This window comes from Mesorhizobium sp. RCAM 05099, from assembly GCF_059683685.1.
The window spans coordinates 748,973-772,881 of the sequence record NZ_CM185035.1 but is presented as its reverse complement, the minus strand read 5'-3'; the positions used below and the strand labels follow the sequence as shown (position 1 = coordinate 772,881).

25 protein-coding genes and 1 pseudogene are annotated in these 23,909 nt (G+C 63.6%); 5 read left to right on the top strand and 21 right to left on the bottom strand.

The genetic code is table 11. From position 1 onward, the window contains the following. Positions 1-105 precede the first annotated feature (105 nt). The 4 genes from AC56QQ_RS03785 to rplS form a co-directional block, all read right to left on the bottom strand. Complete coding sequence (locus tag AC56QQ_RS03785) at positions 106-903, bottom strand: transporter substrate-binding domain-containing protein (protein ID WP_497125608.1); 798 nt, start codon at positions 901-903, stop codon at positions 106-108. Positions 904-1,075: 172 nt separating this feature from the next. Next, positions 1,076-1,576 (bottom strand): MarR family winged helix-turn-helix transcriptional regulator, encoded by a 501-nt coding sequence (locus AC56QQ_RS03780; protein ID WP_497125606.1) that lies wholly within the window; start codon positions 1,574-1,576, stop codon positions 1,076-1,078. After that, complete coding sequence (locus tag AC56QQ_RS03775; protein ID WP_497125605.1) at positions 1,573-2,007, bottom strand: organic hydroperoxide resistance protein; 435 nt, start codon at positions 2,005-2,007, stop codon at positions 1,573-1,575. Before AC56QQ_RS03775 ends, AC56QQ_RS03780 begins: the two co-directional genes overlap by 4 nt. A gap of 138 nt (positions 2,008-2,145) precedes the next feature. Beyond that, a complete protein-coding gene (rplS, locus tag AC56QQ_RS03770; protein ID WP_256752025.1) occupies positions 2,146-2,685 on the bottom strand; it encodes a 50S ribosomal protein L19 in 540 nt (179 codons plus the stop codon). Between the two features lie 311 nt (positions 2,686-2,996). Between rplS and AC56QQ_RS03765 the strand changes: the two genes are divergently transcribed. Then, complete coding sequence (locus AC56QQ_RS03765) at positions 2,997-3,749, top strand: sulfite exporter TauE/SafE family protein (RefSeq protein ID WP_489858478.1); 753 nt, start codon at positions 2,997-2,999, stop codon at positions 3,747-3,749. On the opposite strand, the gene trmD is transcribed toward AC56QQ_RS03765, so the two are convergent. Together trmD and rimM are read right to left on the bottom strand one after the other, a co-directional pair. Further along, on the bottom strand, positions 3,731-4,429 hold the full coding sequence (gene trmD / locus AC56QQ_RS03760) for a tRNA (guanosine(37)-N1)-methyltransferase TrmD (protein WP_489858479.1): 699 nt from the start codon (positions 4,427-4,429) through the stop codon (positions 3,731-3,733). The genes AC56QQ_RS03765 and trmD overlap by 19 nt on opposite strands. Continuing rightward, complete coding sequence (rimM, locus tag AC56QQ_RS03755; protein ID WP_497125604.1) at positions 4,426-5,025, bottom strand: ribosome maturation factor RimM; 600 nt, start codon at positions 5,023-5,025, stop codon at positions 4,426-4,428. The genes trmD and rimM overlap by 4 nt, the downstream gene beginning before the upstream one ends. Before the next feature lie 174 nt (positions 5,026-5,199). Here rimM and AC56QQ_RS03750 point away from each other — a divergent pair, with 174 nt between their 5' ends. Together AC56QQ_RS03750 and AC56QQ_RS03745 are read left to right on the top strand one after the other, a co-directional pair. Then, a complete protein-coding gene (locus AC56QQ_RS03750; RefSeq protein WP_497125603.1) occupies positions 5,200-6,138 on the top strand; it encodes a tyrosine recombinase XerC in 939 nt (312 codons plus the stop codon). A 137-nt stretch (positions 6,139-6,275) separates the two neighbouring features. After that, entirely contained in the window at positions 6,276-7,349 is a 1,074-nt protein-coding gene (locus AC56QQ_RS03745) for a TraB/GumN family protein (protein WP_497125602.1), read from the top strand. Positions 7,350-7,351: 2 nt separating this feature from the next. On the opposite strand, the gene AC56QQ_RS03740 is transcribed toward AC56QQ_RS03745, so the two are convergent. From AC56QQ_RS03740 to mdh, 12 genes and pseudogenes are all read right to left on the bottom strand, one after another. After that, positions 7,352-7,828, bottom strand: coding sequence for a DUF2867 domain-containing protein (locus AC56QQ_RS03740; protein WP_497125601.1), 477 nt, complete (start codon positions 7,826-7,828; stop codon positions 7,352-7,354). Between the two features lie 833 nt (positions 7,829-8,661). Continuing rightward, positions 8,662-10,068 carry a dihydrolipoyl dehydrogenase gene (lpdA, locus tag AC56QQ_RS03735; RefSeq protein WP_497125600.1) on the bottom strand — a complete coding sequence of 469 codons (1,407 nt, stop codon included), beginning with the start codon at positions 10,066-10,068 and terminating at the stop codon, positions 8,662-8,664. Positions 10,069-10,092: 24 nt separating this feature from the next. Then, positions 10,093-10,848: an SDR family oxidoreductase gene (locus AC56QQ_RS03730; protein ID WP_497125599.1), complete on the bottom strand. Its 756-nt coding sequence runs from the start codon at positions 10,846-10,848 to the stop codon at positions 10,093-10,095. After that, positions 10,845-11,297, bottom strand: a complete 453-nt coding sequence (locus tag AC56QQ_RS03725) for a hypothetical protein (RefSeq protein ID WP_497128873.1) — start codon at positions 11,295-11,297, stop codon at positions 10,845-10,847. Before AC56QQ_RS03725 ends, AC56QQ_RS03730 begins: the two co-directional genes overlap by 4 nt. Positions 11,298-11,362: 65 nt before the next feature. Then, positions 11,363-11,944: a hypothetical protein gene (locus tag AC56QQ_RS03720; RefSeq protein ID WP_497125598.1), complete on the bottom strand. Its 582-nt coding sequence runs from the start codon at positions 11,942-11,944 to the stop codon at positions 11,363-11,365. A 10-nt stretch (positions 11,945-11,954) separates the two neighbouring features. Further along, positions 11,955-13,240: pseudogene (odhB, locus tag AC56QQ_RS03715) on the bottom strand (2-oxoglutarate dehydrogenase complex dihydrolipoyllysine-residue succinyltransferase). 30 nt (positions 13,241-13,270) lie between these two features. Next, entirely contained in the window at positions 13,271-16,258 is a 2,988-nt protein-coding gene (locus AC56QQ_RS03710) for a 2-oxoglutarate dehydrogenase E1 component (protein ID WP_497125597.1), read from the bottom strand. A gap of 204 nt (positions 16,259-16,462) precedes the next feature. Beyond that, positions 16,463-17,365, bottom strand: coding sequence for a succinate--CoA ligase subunit alpha (gene sucD / locus AC56QQ_RS03705; protein WP_489858490.1), 903 nt, complete (start codon positions 17,363-17,365; stop codon positions 16,463-16,465). Positions 17,366-17,376: 11 nt separating this feature from the next. Continuing rightward, positions 17,377-17,874 carry a DUF1579 family protein gene (locus AC56QQ_RS03700; protein WP_497125596.1) on the bottom strand — a complete coding sequence of 166 codons (498 nt, stop codon included), beginning with the start codon at positions 17,872-17,874 and terminating at the stop codon, positions 17,377-17,379. Positions 17,875-17,876: 2 nt separating this feature from the next. Continuing rightward, a complete protein-coding gene (locus AC56QQ_RS03695) occupies positions 17,877-18,248 on the bottom strand; it encodes a cupin domain-containing protein (RefSeq protein WP_497125595.1) in 372 nt (123 codons plus the stop codon). A gap of 4 nt (positions 18,249-18,252) precedes the next feature. Beyond that, on the bottom strand, positions 18,253-19,446 hold the full coding sequence (sucC, locus tag AC56QQ_RS03690) for an ADP-forming succinate--CoA ligase subunit beta (RefSeq protein ID WP_489858493.1): 1,194 nt from the start codon (positions 19,444-19,446) through the stop codon (positions 18,253-18,255). Between the two features lie 31 nt (positions 19,447-19,477). Further along, on the bottom strand, positions 19,478-20,446 hold the full coding sequence (gene mdh / locus AC56QQ_RS03685; protein WP_256752040.1) for a malate dehydrogenase: 969 nt from the start codon (positions 20,444-20,446) through the stop codon (positions 19,478-19,480). A gap of 215 nt (positions 20,447-20,661) precedes the next feature. On the opposite strand from mdh, the gene AC56QQ_RS03680 reads away from it, so the two are divergent. Both AC56QQ_RS03680 and AC56QQ_RS03675 read left to right on the top strand, forming a co-directional pair. Continuing rightward, positions 20,662-21,081, top strand: coding sequence for a GNAT family N-acetyltransferase (locus tag AC56QQ_RS03680; RefSeq protein WP_497125594.1), 420 nt, complete (start codon positions 20,662-20,664; stop codon positions 21,079-21,081). Between the two features lie 35 nt (positions 21,082-21,116). Then, positions 21,117-21,455, top strand: coding sequence for a hypothetical protein (locus tag AC56QQ_RS03675; RefSeq protein WP_497125593.1), 339 nt, complete (start codon positions 21,117-21,119; stop codon positions 21,453-21,455). 5 nt (positions 21,456-21,460) lie between these two features. On the opposite strand, the gene zapE is transcribed toward AC56QQ_RS03675, so the two are convergent. The 3 genes from zapE to AC56QQ_RS03660 all read right to left on the bottom strand — a co-directional run bounded on the left by zapE (position 21,461) and on the right by AC56QQ_RS03660 (position 23,894). After that, the gene (gene zapE, locus AC56QQ_RS03670) at positions 21,461-22,684 is read right to left on the bottom strand and encodes a cell division protein ZapE (protein ID WP_497125592.1); all 1,224 of its coding nucleotides are present in this window, start codon (positions 22,682-22,684) and stop codon (positions 21,461-21,463) included. 88 nt (positions 22,685-22,772) lie between these two features. Continuing rightward, entirely contained in the window at positions 22,773-23,312 is a 540-nt protein-coding gene (locus AC56QQ_RS03665) for a protease inhibitor Inh/omp19 family protein (protein WP_489858497.1), read from the bottom strand. A gap of 138 nt (positions 23,313-23,450) precedes the next feature. Beyond that, positions 23,451-23,894: a VOC family protein gene (locus tag AC56QQ_RS03660; RefSeq protein ID WP_091576008.1), complete on the bottom strand. Its 444-nt coding sequence runs from the start codon at positions 23,892-23,894 to the stop codon at positions 23,451-23,453. Between the last annotated feature and the right edge of the window lie 15 nt (positions 23,895-23,909).

Sequence of the window (23,909 nt, the reverse complement as noted above, 5' to 3'; positions counted from 1 at the left end):
GCGATCTCCCCCCTTGCGGGAGAGACGTCCGGCAGGACAGAGGGGGGTGGGAAGAAACAATGTCCGTGCGAAGCCTGCATCAATCCACACCCGCAACAAGACGAACTACTGCCCCATCTTGTAGTCGAGGAACCATTTCTTGTTGAGCGCGTCGAGCGTGCCGTCGGCCTTCAGCGCCGCGATCGCCGCGTTGACCGGTTTCACCAGATCCGAGCCCTTGGGGAAGATGAAGCCGAAATCCTCGGTGCCGAGCGGTCCGCCGATCAGCTTCAGCTTGCCTTCGGAGGCGTCGACATAGCCTTTGCCGGCGGTGCCGTCGGTCAGCACGACATCGACGTCACCGGACTTCAGCGCCTGCACGGTGGCACCAAAGGTCTCGAAAAGCTTGATGCGCGGGTTCTGCTCATTGCCGTCGAGGACGCTGTAGACGGCGGTGTAGAAGGGCGTCGTGCCGGCCTGCGCGCCGATCAGCCCGTCCTTGAAGGCGCCGAATGTCTTGGCGTCGGTGAAGCGGCTTTCGTCGCCACGCACCAGCATGAACTGTTCCGAGCGCATATAGGGATCGGAGAAATCGACCTTCTCCTTGCGGTCGTCCTTGATGGTGATGCCGGTCATGCCGATGTTGTACTGGTTGTCCGAAACCGCCTGGATCATCGCGTCCCAGGAAGTGTTCTGGTACTCGACCTTGAAATTCAGCCGCTTGGCGATCTCGTTCATCGCGTCATATTCCCAGCCGATCTGTTTTCCCGTCTTGGCGTCGATGAACTGCAGCGGCGGATAGGCGTTTTCGGTCACCACCACCACCTTCTTGCCGCCGAGATCTGGCAGTGCCTGCGCGAAGGCGGCGACGGGCGCCAGGATGAGGGCAAGCAGGCCGGCCAGCAGCAGTTTCGATTTGGTCATGACACACTCCCGGAAATTGAATGGCCCGGACAGGGGCCGGGCTTGCAGGAAATCCGGCGCCGACTTTAGCTTTCCGCAAGCGCCATGCAAGACGGTCCGCTGCGTCAGCTTATGCGAAAGCGGATTCCGGTGCCTTCATTCCCCGGATTTCGCAACGATCCTTGCGGTCCCGTCAATCGCGGTCCGGCGCGGGGGCAGTGGCTTCACGCAATCCGTCGATCAACCGGGTCAAGGTGTGATGCAGGGATTTGAGCTCGTCGCCATCGAGCGGCGAATGGCACCGCATCGCCGCCGACACCGCCTTGGCGCTCTCGCGCAGCGCCTGGCCCTGGGGCGTCGGTTCGACCAGCACCCGACGCTCGTCGGCGAGATCGCGCCGGCGCGTCACCATGCCGTTCGCCTCCAGGCGCTTGAGCAGCGGCGTCAGCGTTGCCGAATCCAGCCCCAGCGTTTCGCCAACCTCGCCGACGGTGCGTGGCGCATACTCCCACAGCGCCAGCATGGTCAGATATTGCGGATAGGTCAGGCCGAGCGGCTCGAGCAGCGGCCGGTAGAGCCGCGTCATCAGTCCGCTCGCCGAATAGAGCGCGAAGCAGAGATGCTGCGCGAGCTTTGGTATCCCGGCGGCATCCGCCGGGACGTCCAGGGGCGAGGGTGTCGTTCTGGTGGTCATGCTGCCTTTGCTGGAAACGCCTTTGCCGAAAGCGCTACCTCGATGTTGCCCTTGATGGCGTTGGAATAGGGGCAAACCTGGTGCGCCGCCGATACAAGCGCCTCCGCCGCCGCCTGATCAAGACCTTTCGTTTCGGCCGTGAGCGAAACGCCAAGCACAAATCCACCCTGCGCATTGGTATGCAGGCTGACGGTTGCCGTCACCGAGGCATCCTGCAGCGGCAGCTTCTGCTTGCCGGCGATGAAGCGCATGGCGCTTTCGAAGCAGGCGGCATAGCCGGCGGCGAAAAGCTGCTCGGGATTGGTGGCGCCGCCCTTGCCGCCAAGCTCCTTGGGCATGGCAAGGTCGAGGCTGAGCAGGCCGTCGTCGCTCTGGACATGACCGGCGCGGCCGCCGACGGCGCGGGCTTGGGTGGAATACAGTGCAGGCATCTCGCTTCTCCATTTATCTTGCACGCGATTTATTAGTTTACAAGATAAATGGAGTCAACCAGCGATTCCCACCCCAGGCTTAGCCTCAAACGAAAAAAGGCGGCCGAAGCCGCCTTTTTGAACATGCTGACGAAAACCTTATTCCGCCGGGGTCGCTTCAGCAGCGGCGGCTGCCTCGGCGGCAGCCTTCTTCTCGGCGGCGTCCTGGGCGGCCTTCTCGACGGCCAGCGCCTCGGCAGCGGCCACCTTCTCGGCTTCGATGCGGGCCTTCTCGGCGTTCAGCGCATCGCGCTCCTCGTCGTTCAGCTTGCGAGCGCGCACGCCGGTGTTTTCCGAAATACGGGCCGACTTGCCGCGACGATCACGCAGGTAGTAGAGCTTGGCGCGACGCACCTTGCCGCGACGCACGATCTCGACGCCTTCGACCATCGGCGAGTAGACCGGGAACACGCGCTCGACGCCTTCGCCGTAGGAGATCTTGCGGACGGTGAAATTTTCCTGGAAGCCGGAACCGGCGCGGGCGATGACGACGCCCTCATAGGCCTGGACGCGGGTGCGGGTGCCCTCGGTCACGCGGACCTGGACGCGCACGGTGTCGCCGGGCTGGAATTCGGGAAGCTTGCGCTTGGCTTCGATCTTGGCGGCCTGTTCGGCCTCGAGCTGACGGAGAATATCCATCTCAAAAGTCCACTTCTTGTTCTTCCGACAGTCAGAGCGTCCGACACTCGCCTTGCAGTTCCATTGACCGCTCGGCTATGCCCTTTGTTGGAAACATCGGGCAGGGGCGACTACACCGTCATTGTTGACGGGTCCGGCAGATTCTTCTTCCGGTTCGGCGGGCACATACAGCTATTTCGGCGCTTTGTCACGCCTTGGCCCGAGTCTTTTTTTGCGCGCGTGCCATCATCGCAATCCTCCGGTGCGGGGTTGCGCCCGCGTGCCAAGCTTCCTAAGCCGGGCCTGGCATAGTTTTCCACGGCGGCTTCCTCATGTCTTTCTTCGACGCCATCCTGCTTTTCCTCGCGGGCTTTCTGTCAGGCGCCGCCAACGCGGTCGCCGGCGGCGGCACCTTCATCACCTTCGGCGCCATGACATTGGTCGGCCTGCCGCCGATCGTCGCCAACGCCACCTCCTCGGTCACGCAGTTTCCAGGCTACATCACCTCGACGCTCGCCTACTCGGACGACATCAGGCATTTCTGGCGCGGCGCGCTGCTGCTCTGCCTGATCTCGGCGGCCGGCGCGCTGGCTGGCGCGCTGATCCTGCTGGCGCTCGACAACCCGTCCTTCCGCGTCCTGGTGCCGTGGCTGCTGTTGGGTGCAACGGCGCTGTTTGCCGCCGGGCCATGGCTCAAGCCTGCGCCGAAGCCGGGGCACGAAGCCGCCGTCGGCTCGCTGGCCGGTTCCCTGGCGCAGTTCGTCACCGCCATCTATGGCGGCTTCTTTGGCGCCGGCATGGGAGTGATGATGCTGGCCACGCTCGGCCTGACCCAGGCTGGCGACTATCACCGGCTGAACGCGCTGAAGAACATGCTGGCCATCGTCATCGCCGCGGTGGCGATCATCGTCTTCGTCTCGGGCGGCGTCGTCGCCTGGCCGCAGGCGATCATCATGATCCCGGGCGGCGCGCTCGGCGGCTATGCCGGCGTCTGGATCGCCAGGCGCGTGCCGCAGAGTGTGGTGCGCGGCTTCGTCGTCGCCGTCGGCCTGTTTCTCGCCTTTTACTATTTTGCCAAAGGCTGAGCGACCAACAGATCAGGCCGCCGCTCTTTCGTCAGCGCCTCCGACTCCGCCCGCCGCCATGCGGCGATCTTCTTGTGGTTGCCGGAAATCAGCACCTCGGGAATTGGCCTTCCTTCAAATTCCTGCGGCCGCGTGTAGTGCGGATGTTCGAGCAGGCCGTTCTCGAAGCTTTCTTCCTCGCCAGACACCGAGTTGCCCATCACGCCAGGCAGCAGCCGCACCACCGCGTCGAGCAGCACAAGGGCTGCCGGCTCGCCACCCGAGAGGATGAAATCGCCGATCGAGACCTCTTCCAGGTTCCGCGCTTCGATCAGCCGCTGGTCGACACCCTCGAAGCGGCCGCACAGAATGACCGCACCCGGCCCGGCGGCCAGGTCGCGCACGCGCGCCTGTGTCAGCGGCTTGCCGCGCGGGCTCATCAACAACCGTGGCCGCGCATCGCCCGGCGGCGAGGCGTGGTCGATGGCTTTCGCCAGCACGTCGGCGCGCATCACCATGCCGGCGCCGCCGCCGGCCGGCGTGTCGTCGACGGTGCGGTGACGATCGGCGGCGAAGTCGCGGATCTGGATTGCCTCAAGCGACCACGTGCCCGCCTCCAGCGCCCGCCCGGCCAGCGACAGGCCGAGCGCGCCGGGAAACATCTCGGGATAAAGCGTCAGCACCGAGGCCTTGAACGTCACCGGTTGCCCCCGGCGTCCCTTGGTCCGCGCGGCCTGCCTTTCGGGTCGAAGCCTTCTTCGCCAGGCGCATCGCCATCCTCGTCTTCAATGAGCCCGGCCGCCGCCGGATCAACGCGGACAAAACCATCGGCGAGCGACACTTGCGGCACGGCGGCCTGCGTGAACGGGATCAGCACGCCCTTGCGCCCGCCCAGCGTCACATCGAGGATATCGCCGCCGCCGAAATTGTGCACCGCGACGACCTTGCCGATGTCAGCACCGGTGTCGTCCCGGACTGCCAGCCCGATCAGGTCGGCATGGTAGAATTCGTCCTCCTCGCCGTCGTCCGGCAGCACTGAGCGATCGACGAACAATTCCGTGCCGGCCAGCGCCTCGGCGGCGTTGCGGTCGCTGATGCCTTTGAAGCGGACCACGACGACGGTGTTGGCGGGTCGGATGTCGACGATCTGGAAGGCGCGGCCGTCCTTGGCGTAGAGCGGTCCATAGTCGGCCAGCGCCAGCGGCTCGCCAGTGAAGGTTTTCACCCGCAACTCGCCCTTGATGCCGTGGGCGGCGCCGATCACGGCCATCTGGACAGGGTTCTGGGGCTTGTTCATCGCATGAAATCCTTTGGCTTTGCTCTAACGCTCCCCGATTGTCATTTCAATGACGCGCTCTTCACCGCTTCCTAACCCGGCTGCCGGAAAATGGCCGGGAATGCATGTCGCCCAAAAAAGTGGCTCCGGTTTTGGCGACAACGACATGCATGAGACAAAGAATGAAAGCATGTCATGCAGGAATTCCTCATCCCGGCAAAACCCGATCTGCAGGCGGCGCGTGAAAGCTGGCTGAAGATGCTGGCGCGCGAACGCCGGCTGTCGCCCGAAACCGTCGAGGCCTATGAGCGCGACACCCGCCAGTTCCTGCATTTTCTCACCGGCCATTGCGGCGGCTCGCCCGGCATTTCGGATATCGCCAATCTGCGCCCGGCCGACCTGCGCGGCTTCCTCGCCGCCCGGCGCAACGCCGGCGCCGGCGCCCGCACGCTTGGCCGAGGTCTCGCCGGCATCCGTTCGCTGCTGCGTTTCCTCGAACGGCGCGGCCTCGTCAATGCCGCTGGCGCCACAGCCTTGCGTGCCCCGCGCCAGCCCAAGTCGCTGCCGAAACCGTTGACGGCGAGCGATGCAAAGCATGTCGTGTCCGTCGAAGGCCAACTGGCCGAGGAGCCTTGGATCGCTGCCCGCAACGCAGCCGTGCTGACCCTGCTCTACGGCTCGGGCCTGCGCATTTCCGAGGCGCTCGGACTGGCCGGCGCCGATCTGGCGTTGCCAAGCGACACCGTGCTGCGCGTCACCGGCAAGGGTGGCAAGACGCGGCTGGTGCCGGTACTGCCGGTGGCGCTACGCGCCATCGCCGAATACCGACGGCTGTGTCCGTATCATCTCGACCCGAAGGGGCTGCTGTTTCGCGGCGCCCGTGGCGGCCCGCTCAACCCGGCCATCGTCCAGCGCGACATGGCCAAACTGCGCTCGGCGCTCAATCTGCCCGACACGGCGACGCCGCATGCGCTACGCCATTCCTTCGCCACGCATCTGCTCGGCCGCGGCGGCGACCTGCGCACCATCCAGGAACTCCTGGGCCACGCCAGCCTGTCGACGACGCAGATCTACACCGGCGTCGACACAGCGAGGCTGCTCGAAATCTACGAGTCCGCCCATCCCCGCGCATGACCGGCGGCTTCGTCCAAGACAATTTCGCCGCGCCGGTTAACCGTTTCGCCGCTTTTTGATCCTACACCAGACCATGATCCGGAAGAGTGGGCCCCGGTTTTCGGGAAGAGATCATGGTCAAACACGAAGATAGAGCCATGAAACGCGTCATCGCCGTCGCCGACCGCGCGGCTCTCATCTCGCTGAAGCTGCTCGTTGCGCTCAACGTGCTGTTTTTCCTGTCTTTCCTCGCCGCCCTGCTGTTCGCGGCCGGCAGGGCCCATGCCGAGATTCCGACCTGCACCGGCGCCGACATGCTGTCGGCCCTGCAAAAGGACGATCCGGCCACCTACCGCAAGATCGAAGCGGAAGCCGCCGCCACGCCGAACGGCAAGGGCCTGCTGTGGAAGCTGGAAAGGCCGGGCGAAAAGCCGTCCTTCCTGTTCGGCACCATGCACATGACCGACCCGCGCGTGACAGCGCTGCCGCCCGCCGCGCAAACGGCCTTTGATGCCGCTGGCACCATCGTCATCGAGACCACCGACGTGCTCGACAAGCAGAAGATGATGGCTGCGATGCTCAAGGAGCCGGACCTGATGATGTTCACCGACAACACGACGCTGTCGTCGTTGCTGTCGCCGGACGATGCCGCGGCCATGAACACTGCACTCGACGCACGCGGTATTCCGCCATTGACGGTCGCCAAGATGAAGCCCTGGCTGCTGTCGGCGATGCTGGCACTGCCGGCCTGCGAGCTTGCTCGCCAGTCGGGCGGCGCACCGGTGCTCGACGTCAAGCTGGCGGAAAGTGCCAAGGCCGCGGGCAAGCCGGTGGAAGGATTGGAAACGGCTGCCAGCCAGCTCCGCGCCATGGCCTCGCTGCCGCTCGCCTTTCACATGAAAGGGCTGGTCGATACCGTGAAGCTTGGCGACAAGGTCAACGACGTCAACGAGACCATGATCGTGCTCTACCAAAGCGGCGAGACCGGCATGTTCTGGCCGTTGTTTCGCGCCGTGCTCCCGGACGCGGAAGGCGACCGGGCCGGCAGCTACGCGGCGTTCGAGGAGACCATGATCACCAGCCGCAACAAGGTGATGGTCGACCACGCCGAACCGATCCTTGCCAAAGGCAATGCCTTCATGGCGGTCGGCGCCCTGCACCTTCCTGGTCCCGATGGACTGGTCGAGGATTTCCGCAAAGCGGGCTATACCGTCACGGCAGTGGGGCTTTAACCCTACTTGATCAAAACCTGAGCCAGCATTGCCGGAACGATGATCCGGTGAAACGGCTTGATGATGGCGAGATACGTCCGCCCAAGCAGATTGTGCGTCTTCACGATCGTCGACGCGGCCACCTCCTGCCGGCCCGAGCCGAGGTCGTTCACCTCCACCAGGATACGGAAGTCGAGATGCAGGTCGTCCAGACCAAGGACGACCCTGCCGGGTGCCTGGCTCATGAGCGGAAATATGCCGATCCTGCGTTCCGGAGGGACGTCGGGTTCTGCTCCCGTTTTCAGCCCAAATGGCCTGACGGCGAGGTTGCGTAGCAGCATAAGCCGGCCAACCCATCGCGGTGTGCGCCCCAGGACGCGTTCCGCCGCGCCAATCGCGGTCAGTGCGAGACCATCGGTTGTCAGCACGTATCGGTCGGCGAACTGGGCGCCGGCCAGAGCGCCTTCGGGATCGGGAAAAGTCTGTGCAGTGGGCATCATACCGGCAAATCCCTCGCAACCGACGATAGCATCGGTCGGCTCGGCTCGCTGCGTGGCGAAATGCCGCCAGTCCGGCGGGGTGGTCGAGGATTTCCGCAAAGCAGGCTATACTTCACCGCCGTCAATTGAGTCGGGTGGCAGCGGAGGCTCCGGCGCCGCGTTTCGGTGTTTTCCTCCGCTGGCGTGAAACCCATTCGATGGTTGCGCGTTGATGGATGTTGATTGATCATTTTCATTCGCGGAGGACACTTTTATGGCGAACGCACCAAATCCAAACGACCCGTTCAATCCTGTCCCGCCGACAGGGACCGACCCTCGCGTCGACCGCACCACGGTCGTCCAGTCGAGCAGCGGCGGCAGCCCCTGGTTGATTGCGCTGGTCGTCGTTATTCTGGCGATTGTCGCGTATTATGTTTTCGGAAGAAGCGGCGAGCATCCTGCACCCGCCGAGCCGCCGGCAGCCAGCACACCGGCCCCGGCACCCGCGCCTGCGGAACCGATGAAGCCCGCCGAACCGGCAAAGCCTGCCGAACCGGCTCCCGCAGCTCCTGCACCGGCGGCCCCAGCTCCGGCAGAGCCCGCACCAGCGCCTGCACCGGCTCCTGCCGCACCGGCCAACTGATCGGCTGGACATCGAATACGAGCGGCCCGCTGAAAAGCGGGCCGTTTTGTTTTGGGCTGAGGCGCTTGAAAGGCCTTTCCAGAAACTCGCTCCGGGGAGTCAGCTGGTGTGGTTTTCGAGAACCGGAGCACAGCGGACATTTAGGTCCGTGAGCACCGGAAGCGGAGAAAACCGCGCCAGATGGCCGCCGGAGTAGAGTTTATGAAAGGCCTTAAATATGGATGGGCTTGAAGAAGGTGGCCAGCGCCGCCTCCTTCACCGCTTCCGACATCGTCGGATGCGCGTGGCAGGTGCGGGCGAGATCCTCCGAAGAGCCGCCGAACTCCATCAGAACCGCCGCTTCGTGGATCATCTCGCCGGCGCCGAAGCCGACAATATGGACACCCAGCACGCGGTCGGTCGCCTTGTCGGCGAGGATCTTCACAAAACCATCGGTGTGCAGCATGGCACGCGCCCGGCCATTGGCGCTGAACGGGAATTTTCCCGCCTTGTAGTCGATGCCGGCCTTCTTCAGCTCTTCCTCCGTCTTGCCGACCGAGGCGATTTCCGGGCTGGTGTAGACGACGCTCGGGATGACGTCATAGTTCACGTGGCCTGCCCGGCCGGCGATGGTTTCCGCCACCGCCACACCCTCGTCCTCGGCCTTGTGCGCCAGCATCGGCCCGGCGATGACATCGCCGATGGCGTAGATGCCTGATACATTGGTCCTGAGATGGCCGTCGGTCTTGACCCGGCCACGCTCGTCCACCTCGACGCCGGCTTCTTTCAGGCCAAGGCTGTCGGAATAGGCGCGGCGCCCGGTGGCGATCAGCACCGCATCGGCTTCGATGGTCTCGGCGGCACCGCCCTTGACCGGCTCGAAGGTGACGGTCGCACCCTTCTTGGCCTTGGCCACACCTGTCACCTTGGCGCCGAGCTTGAACTCGAAACCCTGTTTCGACAGCAGCCGCTGGGATTGCTTGGAGACCTCGCCGTCCATGCCGCCCAGGATGGTGTCGAGGAACTCGACCACGGTTACCTTGGCACCGAGCCGTGCCCACACCGAGCCGAGCTCGAGCCCGATGACGCCGCCACCGACCACCACCAGGTGGCCCGGCACCTTGTCCAGCGACAGCGCGCCGGTCGACGACACGATCACCTTCTCGTCGATATCGACCTTGACGCCGGGAATGCCGGCGACGTCCGAACCGGTGGCGATGACGATGTTCTTGGTCTCGATCTCCTCGACCTTGCCGTCCTCGCCGGTCACCGAGACCTTGCCGGCCGCGACCACCTTGCCGGTGCCGCGGAACGAGTCGATCTTGTTCTTCTTGAACAGGAAGGCGACGCCGTTGACGTTCGACGACACTGTCGCATCCTTGTGCGCCATCATCTTCTTCAGGTTCAATTTCGGCGCTGATATCTCGACGCCGAGCGTGTCGAAGGAGTGGCCGGCCTCGGCGAACATCTCGGAGGCATGGAGCAGCGCTTTCGACGGAATGCAGCCGATGTTGAGGCAGGTGCCGCCAAAGGTCGCGTTCTTCTCGACCACCGCGACCTTCAGCCCGAGCTGCGCCGCCTTGATGGCGCAAACATAGCCGCCCGGTCCCGATCCGATGATAACGACGTCATAAGCCATGATACTGTCCTTCTCGATTGGGGCTCAGCGGCCGCCGCTTACATTCAGGATCGCGCCCGTCGTATAGGACGCGGCGTCGGATAGAAGATAGAGAACCGCGCCCGCGACTTCATCCGCGGTGCCGGCTCTCTTCATCGGCAGTATATCGCGGAACCGTTCTATCCTGTCCGGCTGCCCGCCGGAGGCATGAATTTCGGTGTCGATGAGGCCAGGTCGCACTGCATTGACGCGGATGCCTTCCAGCGCCACCTCGCGGGCGAGCCCGATGGTGAAAGTGTCGATGGCGCCCTTGGAGGCGGCATAGTCGACAAATTCGCCCGGCGAGCCCAGCACAGCCGCGGCCGACGAAATGTTGACGATGGATCCGCCCGGCCCGCCGTGGCGCGTCGACATGCGCTTGACCGCCTCGCGGGCGCAGAGGAACGAGCCGACGACATTGATGCGCATCATGCGCTCGAGCCGTGCGACATCCATCTCGTCGACGCGCGCCTTGACGTCGACGATGCCGGCATTGTTGACGAAAGCATCGAGCCGGCCATAGGCGCGGTCGACGGCGCCGAACATCGCCACGACATCGGCCTCGCTACCGACATCGCCCTTGACGGCAAAAGCTTCGCCGCCGGCCGCCTTGATTTCGCTGACCAGCGCGTCGGCGGCATTCTGGTTCGAGGCGTAGTTGACCGCCACGCGATAGCCGGCCTTCGACCCGAGCCTGCAGATCGCGGCGCCGATGCCGCGGCTGCCGCCGGTGACCAGCAGCACCTTTTGCGCCTCGCTCATTCCTGGCATCCCTTCAAGGCAAACACATCCCACGGCACTTTCGAAAATCCGCTGCCGCCATAGGCCGAGGATTGACGCAGCGCCGGACCGAGATCCGGCAGGATCAGCGTCTTCGGCGCATCGACACCTTCAGCCGGCAGCAGCCCGATGCTGCCCTTGTCGTCCGACGTGTAGATGACGCCATGCCAGGCCGTGCAGGCGGCGAGCTCCTCGCCGGTGACGTCGCCCTCCGGGCATTTGTACATCACCGCGCTGTTCGGCCGCGACACGCCTTCATTCCACATGACGATGCCGTTCAGCACGACATTGTTGTCGAGGATCATCCGGAACGTGTTGGTGACGGTCGCGGAGGTTCCGGTCGGCGTGAAATCGATCTCGCTGCCGCTCTGCGCATCGCCATAGACGGCGAGTTCGATCGGGCAAGCGGCATAAGCGGTCGCTGGGATCATGGCCGCGCCGACCGCTATCGATGCAGTCGACAGGCTTTCGGACAAGAAAGAGGGGATCGTCACTGCTATCCGCCTTGAACAGCTTGATCGAGGATGAAGACCGTCGAAAGAAAATAGTCTATCTCGAACGCGATGTTTTCATTCCTGTCGACCGGAATGGTGTTCACCTCATATTTGAGGGTCAAGATGCGGGAACTCTCCGCCAGCTCGATATAAACGTCGCGCTCACGACCACCGCCGATTGCCCACTTGAATTCACTCTTGTTCAGGAACTGCAGTGCCTTGGGCAAAGTATGTATGGCTATCGGCTTTGTGCCTGCAAAAGATACGGGATGCCGCCCCACATCGACGTCCAGATAGCCGTACCAAGTCGGCATCGTTCCCCCCGATTGCATTCTTCCGAAGATAGGTTCGACGCTAATCGACCGTAAGCGAAAATCGGGACTGAAAAAGAACTCGCAATTCGCGCCATAGATGCACCACGCCGACTCGGTGTCTCCGTGGCGAAAATGATTATCGGCGCGCAGATCCTCCGGATTTATCAAGTCTCGAACCGTTTCGCGGCTGCTTTTGCCAAGTTCGATCGGCCCCGCCCGGCCTGTCGCTACAAGCTCGAACAGGTCGATTGTCTCGACAGGCTCAGCCACCGAACCAACCCTAGAGATCGAGCACCAGCCGTTCCGGATCCTCCAGGCTTTCCTTGACGCGCACCAGGAAGGTCACGGCTTCCTTGCCATCGACGATGCGGTGATCGTAGCTGAGCGCCAGATACATCATCGGCCGGATCACGATCTGGCCGCCGACCACCACCGGCCGGTCCTGGATCTTGTGCATGCCCAGAATGCCGGACTGCGGCGCGTTGAGAATCGGCGTCGACATCAGCGACCCGTAAACGCCACCGTTGGAAATGGTAAACGTGCCGCCCTGCATGTCGGCGACTGACAGCTTGCCGTCGCGCGCGGCGATGCCCAGCCGGCCGATATCCTTCTCGATCTCGGCGATCGACATCTGGTCGGCATTGCGCACGACAGGCACGACGAGGCCCTTTTCGGTGCCGACGGCGACGCCGATATGCGCGTAGTTCTTGAAGATGATGTCGGTGCCGTCGATCTCGGCGTTGACCGAAGGGATTTCCTTCAGCGCATGCGTCACCGCCTTGGTGAAGAAGCCCATGAAGCCGAGCTTGACGCCATGCTTCTTCTCGAACACATCCTTGTATTTGGTCCTGAGCGCCATCACCGCTGACATGTCGACCTCGTTGAAGGTGGTCAGCATGGCGGCGGTCGACTGTGCTTCCTTGAGGCGGCGCGCGATCGTCTGGCGCAGCTTGGTCATGCGCACGCGCTCCTCGCGCGACGCATCGTCGCCCGAGGACGGTGCACGGACAGTGACCGGTGCGGGCGCCGGTGCCGCCTTGGGCGTTTCGGCCGGCTGCGACGGCGCGCCCTTGGAGATCGCGTCGAGCACGTCGCCCTTCAGTACCTGCCACGCTTGCCCGAGCCGGAGAGCTGATCGACCGCCAGATTGTTCTCGGCGATCAGCTTCGCCGCCGCCGGCGCCGGCGGCATGCCGCGTGGCTCGACCGCGCCGGCGTCGCCGGCGATCTTGGCGGTTTCGACCGCCGCCTGCTTGACGGTGGACGCCGCGTCGGGGCTCGAGGCCTGCGACACCGCTTGCGGCTTGGTCGCTGGTGCGGCGGCGTCCCCGCCGGCCGAAATCGAACCCAGCAAAGCGCCGACGCCGACCGTCTCGCCTTCCTTGGCGGTGATTTCGCTCAGCGTCCCGGCGGCGGCGGCCGGCACCTCCACCGTCACCTTGTCGGTCTCGAGCTCGACCAAGGGCTCGTCGGCGGCAATGGCGTCGCCCACCTTCTTGAACCATTTGCCGATGGTCGCTTCGGTGACGGATTCTCCGAGAGTGGGAACGCGGATTTCGGTAGCCATTGTGCCTGTCCGTTTCTTGTCGGGTTCTGTTTATTCGCCGAGCGCGTCTTCGAGCAGGGCGGCGAGCTGGGCAAGGTGCTTGGACATCAGTCCGGTCGCCGGCGACGCGGCAGCCGGACGGCCGGTGTAGCGCACCCGCTGATGCTTGGCGTCGATATGCGCCAGCACCCACTCCAGATACGGGTCGATGAACGACCAGGCACCCATGTTCTTGGGCTCCTCCTGGCACCACACCATCTCGGCGTTGCGGAAGCGCGACAGTTCCGTGATCAGCGCCTTGGCCGGGAATGGATAGAGCTGTTCGACGCGCAGCAGGTAGATGTCGTTGATGCCGCGCTTCTCGCGCTCTTCGTAGAGGTCGTAGTAGACCTTGCCCGAGCACAGCACGACGCGACGGATCTTCGAATCCTTGACCAGCTTGATCGCCTGGCCGGGAAGCAGCTGGGCATCGTCCCACAAAAGCCGGTGGAACGAGCTCTCGCCGGAAATTTCCGGCAGCGTCGACACCGCCCGCTTGTGGCGCAGCAGCGACTTCGGCGTCATCAGGATCAGCGGCTTGCGGAAGTCCCGCTTCAACTGCCGGCGCAGGATGTGGAAGTAGTTGGCCGGCGTCGTGCAGTTGGCCACTTGCATGTTGTCTTCGGCGCAAAGCTGCAGGAAACGCTCGAGCCGCGCCGAGGAATGTTCCGGACCCTGGCCCTCATAGCCATGCGGCAGCAGGCAGACGAGGCCCGACATTCTGAGCCACTTGCGCTCACCCGACGAGATGAACTGGTCGAACACCACCTGGGCGCCGTTGGCGAAGTCGCCGAACTGCGCTTCCCACAGCGTCAGCGCCTTCGGCTCGGCAAGGCTGTAGCCATATTCGAAACCGAGCACCGCCTCTTCCGACAGCATCGAGTTGATGACTTCGTAGCCGGCCTGCGCGGCGGACAGGTTGTTGAGCGGGATGTAGCGGGTTTCGTCGCGCTGGTCGTAGAGCACGGAATGGCGCTGCGAGAAGGTGCCGCGTTCGGAATCCTGGCCCGACAGCCGGATCGGGTTGCCGTCGAGCAGGATGGCGCCGAAGGCCAGCGCCTCGGCCGTAGACCAGTCGATGCCTTCGCCGGACTCGATCGCCTGGCGACGATTCTCCAGGAACCGGATGATCGTCTTGTGCGCCTCGAAATCCTTCGGCACCTCGGTCAGCTTCTTGCCGATTTCCTTCAGCGTCTTGACCGGCACGGCGGTCTTGCCGCGCCGCGTTTCGTCCTGGTTGTCGGCCGTGCGCAGGCCCGACCAGGCGCCGTCGAGCCAGTCGGCCTTGTTGGGCTTGTAGTGCTGGCCGACCTCCCACTCCGACTCCAGATGCGCCCGCCAGTCCGCCTTCATCTTGTCGAACTCGGCCTGGGTGATATGGCCTTCGGCAATCAGGCGGTCGGCATAGATCTGCACCGTCGTCCTGTGGTTGCGGATGTTGCGATACATGATCGGCTGGGTGAAGGCCGGTTCGTCGCCCTCATTGTGGCCGAAGCGGCGGTAGCAGAACATGTCCACCACCACCGGCTTGTGGAACTTCATGCGGAATTCGATCGCCACCTTGGTGGCATGGACCACCGCTTCCGGATCGTCGCCGTTGACGTGGAAGATCGGCGCCTCGATCATCTTGGCGACGTCGGACGGATAGGGCGACGAGCGCGAGAAGCGCGGATTGGTGGTGAAGCCGATCTGGTTGTTGATGATGAAGTGCAGCGTGCCGGCGACGCGGTGGCCGCGCAGCCCGGACAGGCCGAGGATTTCGGCGATCACGCCCTGGCCGGCGAAGGCGGCGTCGCCGTGCAGCAAGAGCGGCAGCACCTTGGCGCGCTCCTCCAGCGGCACGATCTCCTCGCGGCTGCGGCCGAACAGGTAGTCCTGCTTGGCGCGCGCCTTGCCCATCACGACAGGATCGACGATTTCCAGATGCGAGGGATTGGCGGTCAGCGACAGATGCACCTTGTTGCCGTCGAACTCGCGGTCCGACGAGGCGCCGAGATGGTACTTGACGTCGCCAGAACCTTCGACCTCGTCGGGGGCGGCCGAGCCGCCCTTGAACTCATGGAAGATGGCGCGGTGCGGCTTGGCCATTACCTGGGAGAGCACATTCAGCCGGCCGCGATGAGCCATTCCGAGCACGATCTCCTTCATGCCGAGCTGGCCGCCGCGCTTGATGATCTGCTCCAGCGCCGGGATCAGCGCTTCACTGCCATCGAGGCCGAAACGCTTGGTGCCCTTGTACTTGATGTCGGCGAACTGTTCGAAGCCTTCGGATTCGATCAGCTTCTGCAGGATCGCCTTCTTGCCGGTCGCGGTGAAGGTGATCTCCTTGTCGGCGCCCTCGATGCGCGCCTGGATCCAGGCCTTTTCCTCGGGATCGGAGATGTGCATGAATTCGACGCCGAGCGTCGAGCAATAGGTGCGGGTCAGGATCTCCAGCATCTGCCGGACGGTGCCGAATTCGAGCCCCAGCACATTGTCGAGGAAGATCGGCCGGTCATAGTCAGCTTCGGTGAAGCCGTAATTCTCCGGCGACAATTCATTGTAGTCCTCGAGCGGCTTGGCGATGCCGAGCGGGTCGAGATTGGCGTGCAGATGGCCGCGCATGCGGTAGGCGCGGATCATCATGATGGCGCGCACGGAATCGCGCGTCGCCTGGTGCACGTCGGCGTCGGAAAGGGCGATGCCGTTGACGACGGCCTTGTCCTTGACCTTCTTTTCCAGATGCTTCTCGACGATGCCCCAGTTGCCGTCGAGCGCCGACACCAGCTCGCCATCGGCCTGCAGCGGCCATGAGGGCTTGGCCCAGGAGGCACCCTTGGCGTTCTTGCGCACGTCGCCGGCGTCGTCCTTCAGCCCGGCGAAGAACTCCTGCCATTCGGGATTGACCGAGGCGGGATCGTCCTCATAGGCGGCATAGAGCGCATCTATGTAGTCGGCGTTGCCGCCATAGAGGAAAGAGGTGAGCGAAAATTGGTCGTTGGCCTGATCTTGTCTTGCCATGTCACTTAGCGGAGCCCGTGCTCCGTCTCCTTACGTTTGCGGCATTGCCGCGATGTCGAACGGTTCACCCGTCCTTGTTCCCCTCAAGGCCAACGAACCGCCGCCAGCCCTCATTCCATTTCCGGCCCTTCGCTTTCGCGCCGGGCGTTCGAAATTCGAAAAGCCAGGCAATTGGCCTTTCGTCGGCCAGCGGCCGATCGTTTCTCACCCTTTGATCGCCTCGACCAGCGTCGTGCCGAGACGGGCCGGCGAGGGCGAAACTTTTATTCCGGCCGATTCCATCGCCGCGATCTTGTCCTCGGCGCCGCCCTTGCCGCCGGAGATGACCGCGCCCGCGTGGCCCATGGTGCGGCCGGCCGGCGCCGTGCGCCCGGCGATGAAGCCGGCCATCGGCTTCTTGCGGCCACGCTTGGCTTCGTCCTTGAGGAACTGCGCGGCGTCCTCCTCGGCCGAACCGCCGATCTCGCCGATCATGATGATCGACTTGGTCTCGTCGTCGGCGAGGAACATCTCGAGCACGTCGATGAACTCGGTGCCCTTGACAGGGTCGCCGCCAATGCCGACGGCGGTGGTCTGGCCGAGGCCGACATTGGTGGTCTGGAACACAGCCTCATAGGTAAGTGTTCCCGAGCGCGAAACAACGCCGACCGAGCCCTTGCGGAAGATGTTGCCGGGCATGATGCCGATCTTGCATTCGTTGGGGGTGAGCACGCCCGGGCAGTTCGGGCCGATCAGCCGCGAGGTCGAGCGGTCGAGCCTCGCCTTGACCCTGATCATGTCCATAACCGGTATGCCCTCGGTGATGCAGATGATCAGCGGGATCTCGGCCTCGATCGCTTCCAGGATCGCTTCGGCGGCACCCGCCGGCGGCACATAGACGACGGAGGCGTTGGCGCCGGTCTTTGCCTTGCCCTCGGCGACGGTGGCGAAGATCGGCAGGCTCTCGCCCTTCGAGCCGGTCCAGGTCTCGCCACCCTTCTTCGGATGGATGCCGCCGACCATCTTGGTTCCGTGATAGGCCAGCGCCTGTTCGGTATGGAACGTGCCGGTCTTGCCGGTCAGGCCCTGCACCAGCACCTTGGTGTTCTTGTCGACGAGAATGGACATGGGAGCCCTTTTTAAAAACCGTTGATCGAGGAAGGTGAAACGCGCTGGTAGACGCCGCTCACCATGTCTTGCCAAATGTCGTTGCTGGCCGGCTGGAACTCCAGCCGCATGCGATAGGTGCTGTCTGTATCGAAAGTGTAGGTGACACGAGCCGATCCGCGTGGCGACGACCTCATCAACACCAATTCGCTGCCGTTCCACGCGCCGGTGGCGGGTGCGGCGGGCACAAACCCCGTCGAATCGAACTGGTGCATGGTGACGAGACTGTTCGGCTGGTCGAAACCGAAGACGTTGTGCGAGCCGAACGAAATCGTGCCATCGCGGCGCTGACGATAACGCTGCACCACGAACAGGCCGCCGAATTCGGCCGCCGCCAGCACTTCGGCGGTCGCGGGGCCGGCATCGGTCCATTGTGTGGCCGCCACCTCTTCTTCGCCACGCCACGCGCCGACCAGCGCCTGCAGGCGCTGGTGATCGGCCGAAAGCGAGGAGAAGGGCGCCGCGTTCATGGTCAGAGCCGCTTCAGGTCGGCGACGGTGAGGTCGCTCTTGGCGTTTCCGGTGTTGAGCGTCGTCGCCGGCTCGAACATCAGCACGACAGGCTCTTCGCTCAGCGAACGCGGCCGGTGCTCGACGCCACGCGGCACGACGATGAAATCGCCCTCGCCGAGTTCGACCGGACCGTCGCGGAAATCGATGGCGATACGCCCACGCAGCACGAGGAAGGCTTCGTCCTCTTTCTCATGCGCGTGCCAGTCGAAGACCTTGCCAAACTTTGCCACCTTCGCCTGGCTGTCATTCACGTCGCCGGCGATATGCGGATCGAAGACCTTGGTGATCCTCGCATCCGCCGCCTCGACCAGGTTTATCTTGCGCGGAGGCACCAGATCAGCCCTTCACCGCCGCCACGATCTTCTTGGCGGCGTCGTCGAGGTCGTCGGCAGAAACCACGTTCAGGCCGCTGTCGTTGATGATCTTCTTGCCTAGCTCGGCGTTGGTGCCTTCCAGGCGCACCACCAGCGGCACTTTCAGCCCGACTTCCTTGACCGCGGCAATGACGCCCTCGGCGATGATGTCGCACTTCATGATGCCGCCGAAGATGTTGATCAGGATGCCCTTGACCGCCGGATCCTTGGTGATGATCTTGAACGCCGCCGTCACTTTTTCCTTGGACGCACCGCCGCCGACATCGAGGAAGTTGGCAGGCTCGGCGCCATAGAGCTTGATGATGTCCATCGTCGCCATGGCCAGGCCCGCGCCATTGACCATGCAGCCGATATTGCCGTCGAGCGCGACATAGGCGAGGTCGTATTTCGACGCCTCGATCTCCTTCTCGTCCTCTTCGGTAGTGTCGCGCAGTTCGAGCACGTCCGGGTGGCGGAACAGCGCGTTGTTGTCGAACGACACTTTTGCGTCGAGCACGCGCAGCCGGCCGTTCTTCATGACGATCAGCGGATTGACCTCGAGCAGGCTCATGTCCTTCTCGACGAAGGCCTTGTAGAGGATCGGGAACAGCGTGTTGCCGTCCTTGGCAGCCTCGCCGTCGAGCTTCAGGGCGCCGTTGAGCGCCTTCAGATCGGCTGCCGTCACGCCCTTTTCCGGATCGATGGCGACGGTGATGATCTTTTCCGGCGTGTCGTGCGCGACCGCCTCGATGTCCATGCCGCCTTCGGTCGAAACGACGAAGGCAACGCGGCCGACCGAGCGGTCGACCAGGATCGACAGATAGAGCTCGCGGTCGATATCGGCGCCGTCCTCGATGTAGAGGCGGTTGACCTGCTTGCCGGCCGGACCGGTCTGCTTGGTCACCAGCGTGTGGCCGAGCATCTCGTTGGCGTTGGCGACCACTTCGGCCACCGACTTCGCCAGCCGCACGCCACCCTTGGCGTCGGGGCCGAGCTCCTTGAACTTGCCCTTGCCGCGGCCGCCGGCATGGATCTGGCTCTTCACCACATAGAGCGGACCGGGCAACGCCTTGGCGGCGGCTTCCGCCTCGCTCGCCTTGAATACCGGCACGCCTTCGGCCACCGGCGCGCCGAAAGCCTTCAGCAGCGCCTTGCCTTGATATTCATGGATGTTCATCTGGATTGTCTCCGGGTCACTTACTGGAGGTTCACTTCGAAGCGAGATGCGGGGCGATCTTGACGCAGGCCTCGGTCAGGCCCTGCACCGTCGCCACCGAACTGTCGAACATCTTCTGCTCGCTCTTGTTCAGGTCGATCTCGATGATGCGCTCGACGCCGCCGGCGCCGATCACCACGGGCACGCCGACATAGGTGTTCTTGACGCCGTACTGGCCGGAGAGGAATGCCGCGCAGGGCAGCACGCGCTTCTTGTCCTTGAGATAGGCTTCGGCCATCGAGATCGCCGAGGCGGCCGGCGCGTAATAGGCCGAGCCGGTCTTGAGCAGGCCGACGATCTCGGCGCCGCCATCGCGGGTGCGCTGCACGATCTGGTCGAGCTTTTCCTTCGAGGTCCAGCCCATCTTGACGAGGTCGGGCAGCGGAATGCCCGATACCGTCGAATAGCGGATCATCGGCACCATGGAATCGCCATGGCCGCCAAGCACGAAGGCGGTGACGTCCTCGACCGAGACCTTGAACTCCTCGGCCAGGAAATAGCGGAAGCGCGCGCTGTCGAGCACGCCGGCCATGCCGACGACATGGCTCTTTGGCAGGCCGGAAAACTTCTGCAGCGCCCACACCATGGCATCGAGCGGATTGGTGATGCAGATGACGAACGCCTTCGGCGCGTATTTCTTGAGGCCGGCGCCGACCTGTTCCATGACCTTCAGGTTGATGCCCAGGAGGTCGTCGCGGCTCATGCCCGGCTTGCGTGGCACGCCGGCGGTGACGATGCAGACGTCGGCGCCCTCGATGCCGGCATAGTCGTTGACGCCGGTCAGCCTGGAATCGAACCCGTCGACAGGCGACGACTGCGCGATATCGAGTCCCTTGCCTTGCGGAATACCCTCGGCAATATCGAACAGCACCACGTCGCCGAGATCCTTGAGGCCGATCATGTGAGCGAGCGTGCCGCCGATCATGCCAGAGCCGATGAGCGCTATCTTGTTGCGTGCCATGTGAGGATGTTTTCCCTTTGTCTGTGACGGCGCCATACGGCGTCGAGGAAGAGGCCGGAATGTTGCGGGGACCCGCGAGATTTCGCCGCACCCAATAGCTCCGGTGCGCGAGAAATTCAAACGATTATTTTGGAGTGAGCATTTTCAATCGGTTAGACTGTTTGGGATTTACGTAAACGTCAAAATTGATAAGCCGACTTGGGAGTATTTACACGATGAAGATGGAAATCATAAGGCTTGAGGCGGGCGATGACGCCCTTGTGATGAAAGTCGCCGAGGATGTGTTCGACGCGCCGGTCAGGCCGGATCGGCTGGCTGCCTACCTCGCCGAACCCGGCCATTTCATGATCGTGGCGCTGGCCGACGGCATGGTCGTCGGTCAATGCGCCGCGGTCATCCATCGCCATCCTGACAAGGTCAGTGAACTCTATGTCGACGAGGTCGGCGTTTCGCCGGCCTTCCGGCGCCGGGGCGTCGCGCGAAAGATGCTCGACGCTATGTTCGCGATCGGCAGGGAGCATGGCTGCGAGGAGGCCTGGGTCGGCACCGAGCCGGACAATCTCGCCGCCCGCGCACTTTATGAATCGCGCGATTCGGTGGCCGAGCCGTTCGTGATGTACGTTTACAGGCTCTAGGATCGTTCCAGGTTGAACAACAGGGAAGATTGGCCATGACCAAAACGGAACCGCTCATCCTGCGTCGCTGGTCGTCCGTCATCCGCACACAGGATCGCGCTGCCTATGCCGACTATGTCGAGAGGACAGGAGGCCTTGACTACGCGGCCACGAAAGGCAACCGCGGCTTCCAAATGCTTATGCGTGATCGTGGCGACGGAACGACGGAGATCGTCACATTGAGCTGGTGGTCATCAATGGATGCCGTGCGAAGCTTTGCCGGCGACGCACCGAAACTGGCCCGCTACTATCCGGAAGATGATCGCTATCTCCTGGAGAAATCCAAATTCGTCGATCACTACACGGTTGTTGCCGGAACCTTGCCACCCGCCTGAAAGGCTCAGATCGTGGCGACGGGAGACTCGCCGTGCCGGTCTTCGAGCCTGTTCACCGGATCCTTCGCCTTCTGCCGCTCGGCCCAGTCTTCCAGCCAGTCGCGGCTCTGCATCTCGATCAAGCGTGATGCGGTGCGCTCGAACTCGAAGACCTCGACGCCGCGTTTGGCGACATAGAGCTGCTGTGGCGGCGCCTCGGCACTCACCACCAGCCGCACATGGTGATCGTAGAGCGTGTCGATCAAAAGGATGAAGCGCTTGGCCTCGTTGCGCTTGCCTTCGCCCAGCACCGGCACGTGGTCGATGAAGAGGGTCGAGAACCGGCCGGCAATGGCCAGGTAGTCGCGTGCCCCGAGCGGCTTTTCGCAAAGATCGGCGAAAGAGAAGCGAGCCGCGACACCCGCAGCGCGCGGGATCACCACATGCCGGCCCTTGACGGTCAGCGACGCCTCGGCCGTCGGCGCACCGTGCGTCATGGCCCGCCACGCCTCGTCGAGCGCCTGGTCGGCAGCGGCATCGGCCGGCGTGACATAGACCGGCGTGCGGGCAAGCTTTTCCAGCCGGTAGTCCTTGTCGGTGTCGAGCGACAGCACATGCGTGTGCCGCTCCAGGATGCCGATGAACGGCAGGAAAAGCTGGCGGTTCAGCCCGTCGCCATAGAGATTTTCCGGCGCCACGTTCGAGGTCGCGACCAGCACAACGCCGCTGGCGAACAGCGCCGAAAACAGCCGCGACAGGATCATCGCATCGGCAATGTCGGTAACCGAGAACTCGTCGAAGCACAGCACCCAGGCCTGCTCGGCGAGGGCCTTGGCCACGGGCGGGATCGGATCGTCCTCCTTGACGTCGCCATTCTTGCGCGCCTGCCGGTGCTTCTGGATACGGTCCTGCACATCGGCCATGAAGTCGTTGAAGTGGACACGGCGCTTGCGGCGCACCGGCAGCAGTTCGAAGAACATGTCCATCAGCATGGTCTTGCCGCGGCCGACGCCCCCGTGGATGTAGAGGCCCTTGACCGCCTCATGCGTCTCGCGCTTGCGGGCAAACAGCCAGCCCAGCGCGCTGGATTTGTGCGCCAGCCGCTTTGCCGAGATTTCGTTGATCAGCCGGTCGAGCGCGGCGGCGATCCGTTCCTGCGCCGGATCGCGCTCGATCGCGCCCGTCTCGACCAGATGGTCATAGCGCTGCCTGACGGTCGCATGGGTCTGGAGGCCGTCGCGCAGATGCATAGGTCACGTCGTTGTCGAGCAATTCCAGGAAAAGTGTGTAGCGGCTTTCCGTCCGGAATTGCGTAAGAACATAAGAGGAAGGTCAGACTTATCTTGTAAGCGAAATCGGCTGGCCGTTGGAAGTCTGGCCGTCGAATTTCGAACCGCCAGAGGAATAGAGCCGTGCCAGCGTGCCGCCATTCTCGTCATAGAGCGTCAGCTGCTTGCCGGCGACGTTCCACGACTTGATGCCGTCGATCGGCGCCGGGCAATGCAGCGGTCCGGCGCGGAAGCCGGCGCCGAATTTGGTCTGCGGCGTCGCCACCTTGCAGGTCTGGCCCGAAACGCTGGCGGTCCAGACGCCAGCGACGCTGGCCGCGGTCAGATCCGAGGCTCCAGCGGGCGCCGTGCCGTCCGGCGGCAACGACGCAACCTGCGTATTCGCCGGCGCCGTCGGGAACTGCGACGGATCGGTGGTCCCGGGCGAGGCCGGCGGCGGCAGCTGATTCGCCGTCACCTGGCCGGACGGGGCCGGCTGCAGCGGCGCGGGCTGCTGGTCATCCATCGACGAGAACCGTGAGGTCGAGCAGCCGCTCGCAACGAGCGCCGCCAGCGATACGGCCACCAGGCCGATTTTCGAAAAAGTCATTCCAACCTCCGTCGGATCCGGCTTGGGGGATGCCGTCCGCGCAATCTCACCTCCACCAAGATGGAGAAGGTGGCGAAATTTCAACCCGATATGGTTAAAATACGGTTTGTGGCAAAATTTGTTGCAAATTTATCGCAATCACCCGGCCAGTGGGGCGCTCGGCACGAACACATATCCATCAGGTCCGACGATATAGCTTTCCCGCAAGCCATGCGGCTTGTCGAGCGCGCCAGCCAGCACGATGTGGCCGTGATCCCGTGCCGCCGTCTCGATCGCATCGGGATCGGCGCCGTAGAGGCGCAACTCTATCCCGGCCCCGCGTGTTTCGCTGCCGACAATCACCCCGGTCATCGGGTTGTCGAGATAGGAATGGTCGGCATGCAGCATGAAAACCGATCCCAGCAACTCGATCGCCGCGAAATCCTCATCGGCGTAGATCACGCGCGCACCAAGTACGTCGCGGCAGAAGGCTTCCATGGCCACCATGTCGCGCACCAATAGGTTGACGCCGATGCCGCGTGGCAACGAGCGGCCGAAGTCCTCGGCCTTCATCCATGGGGTCTTCGTCCGTTTCATCGCCATGGCGTCGTCCTCCCG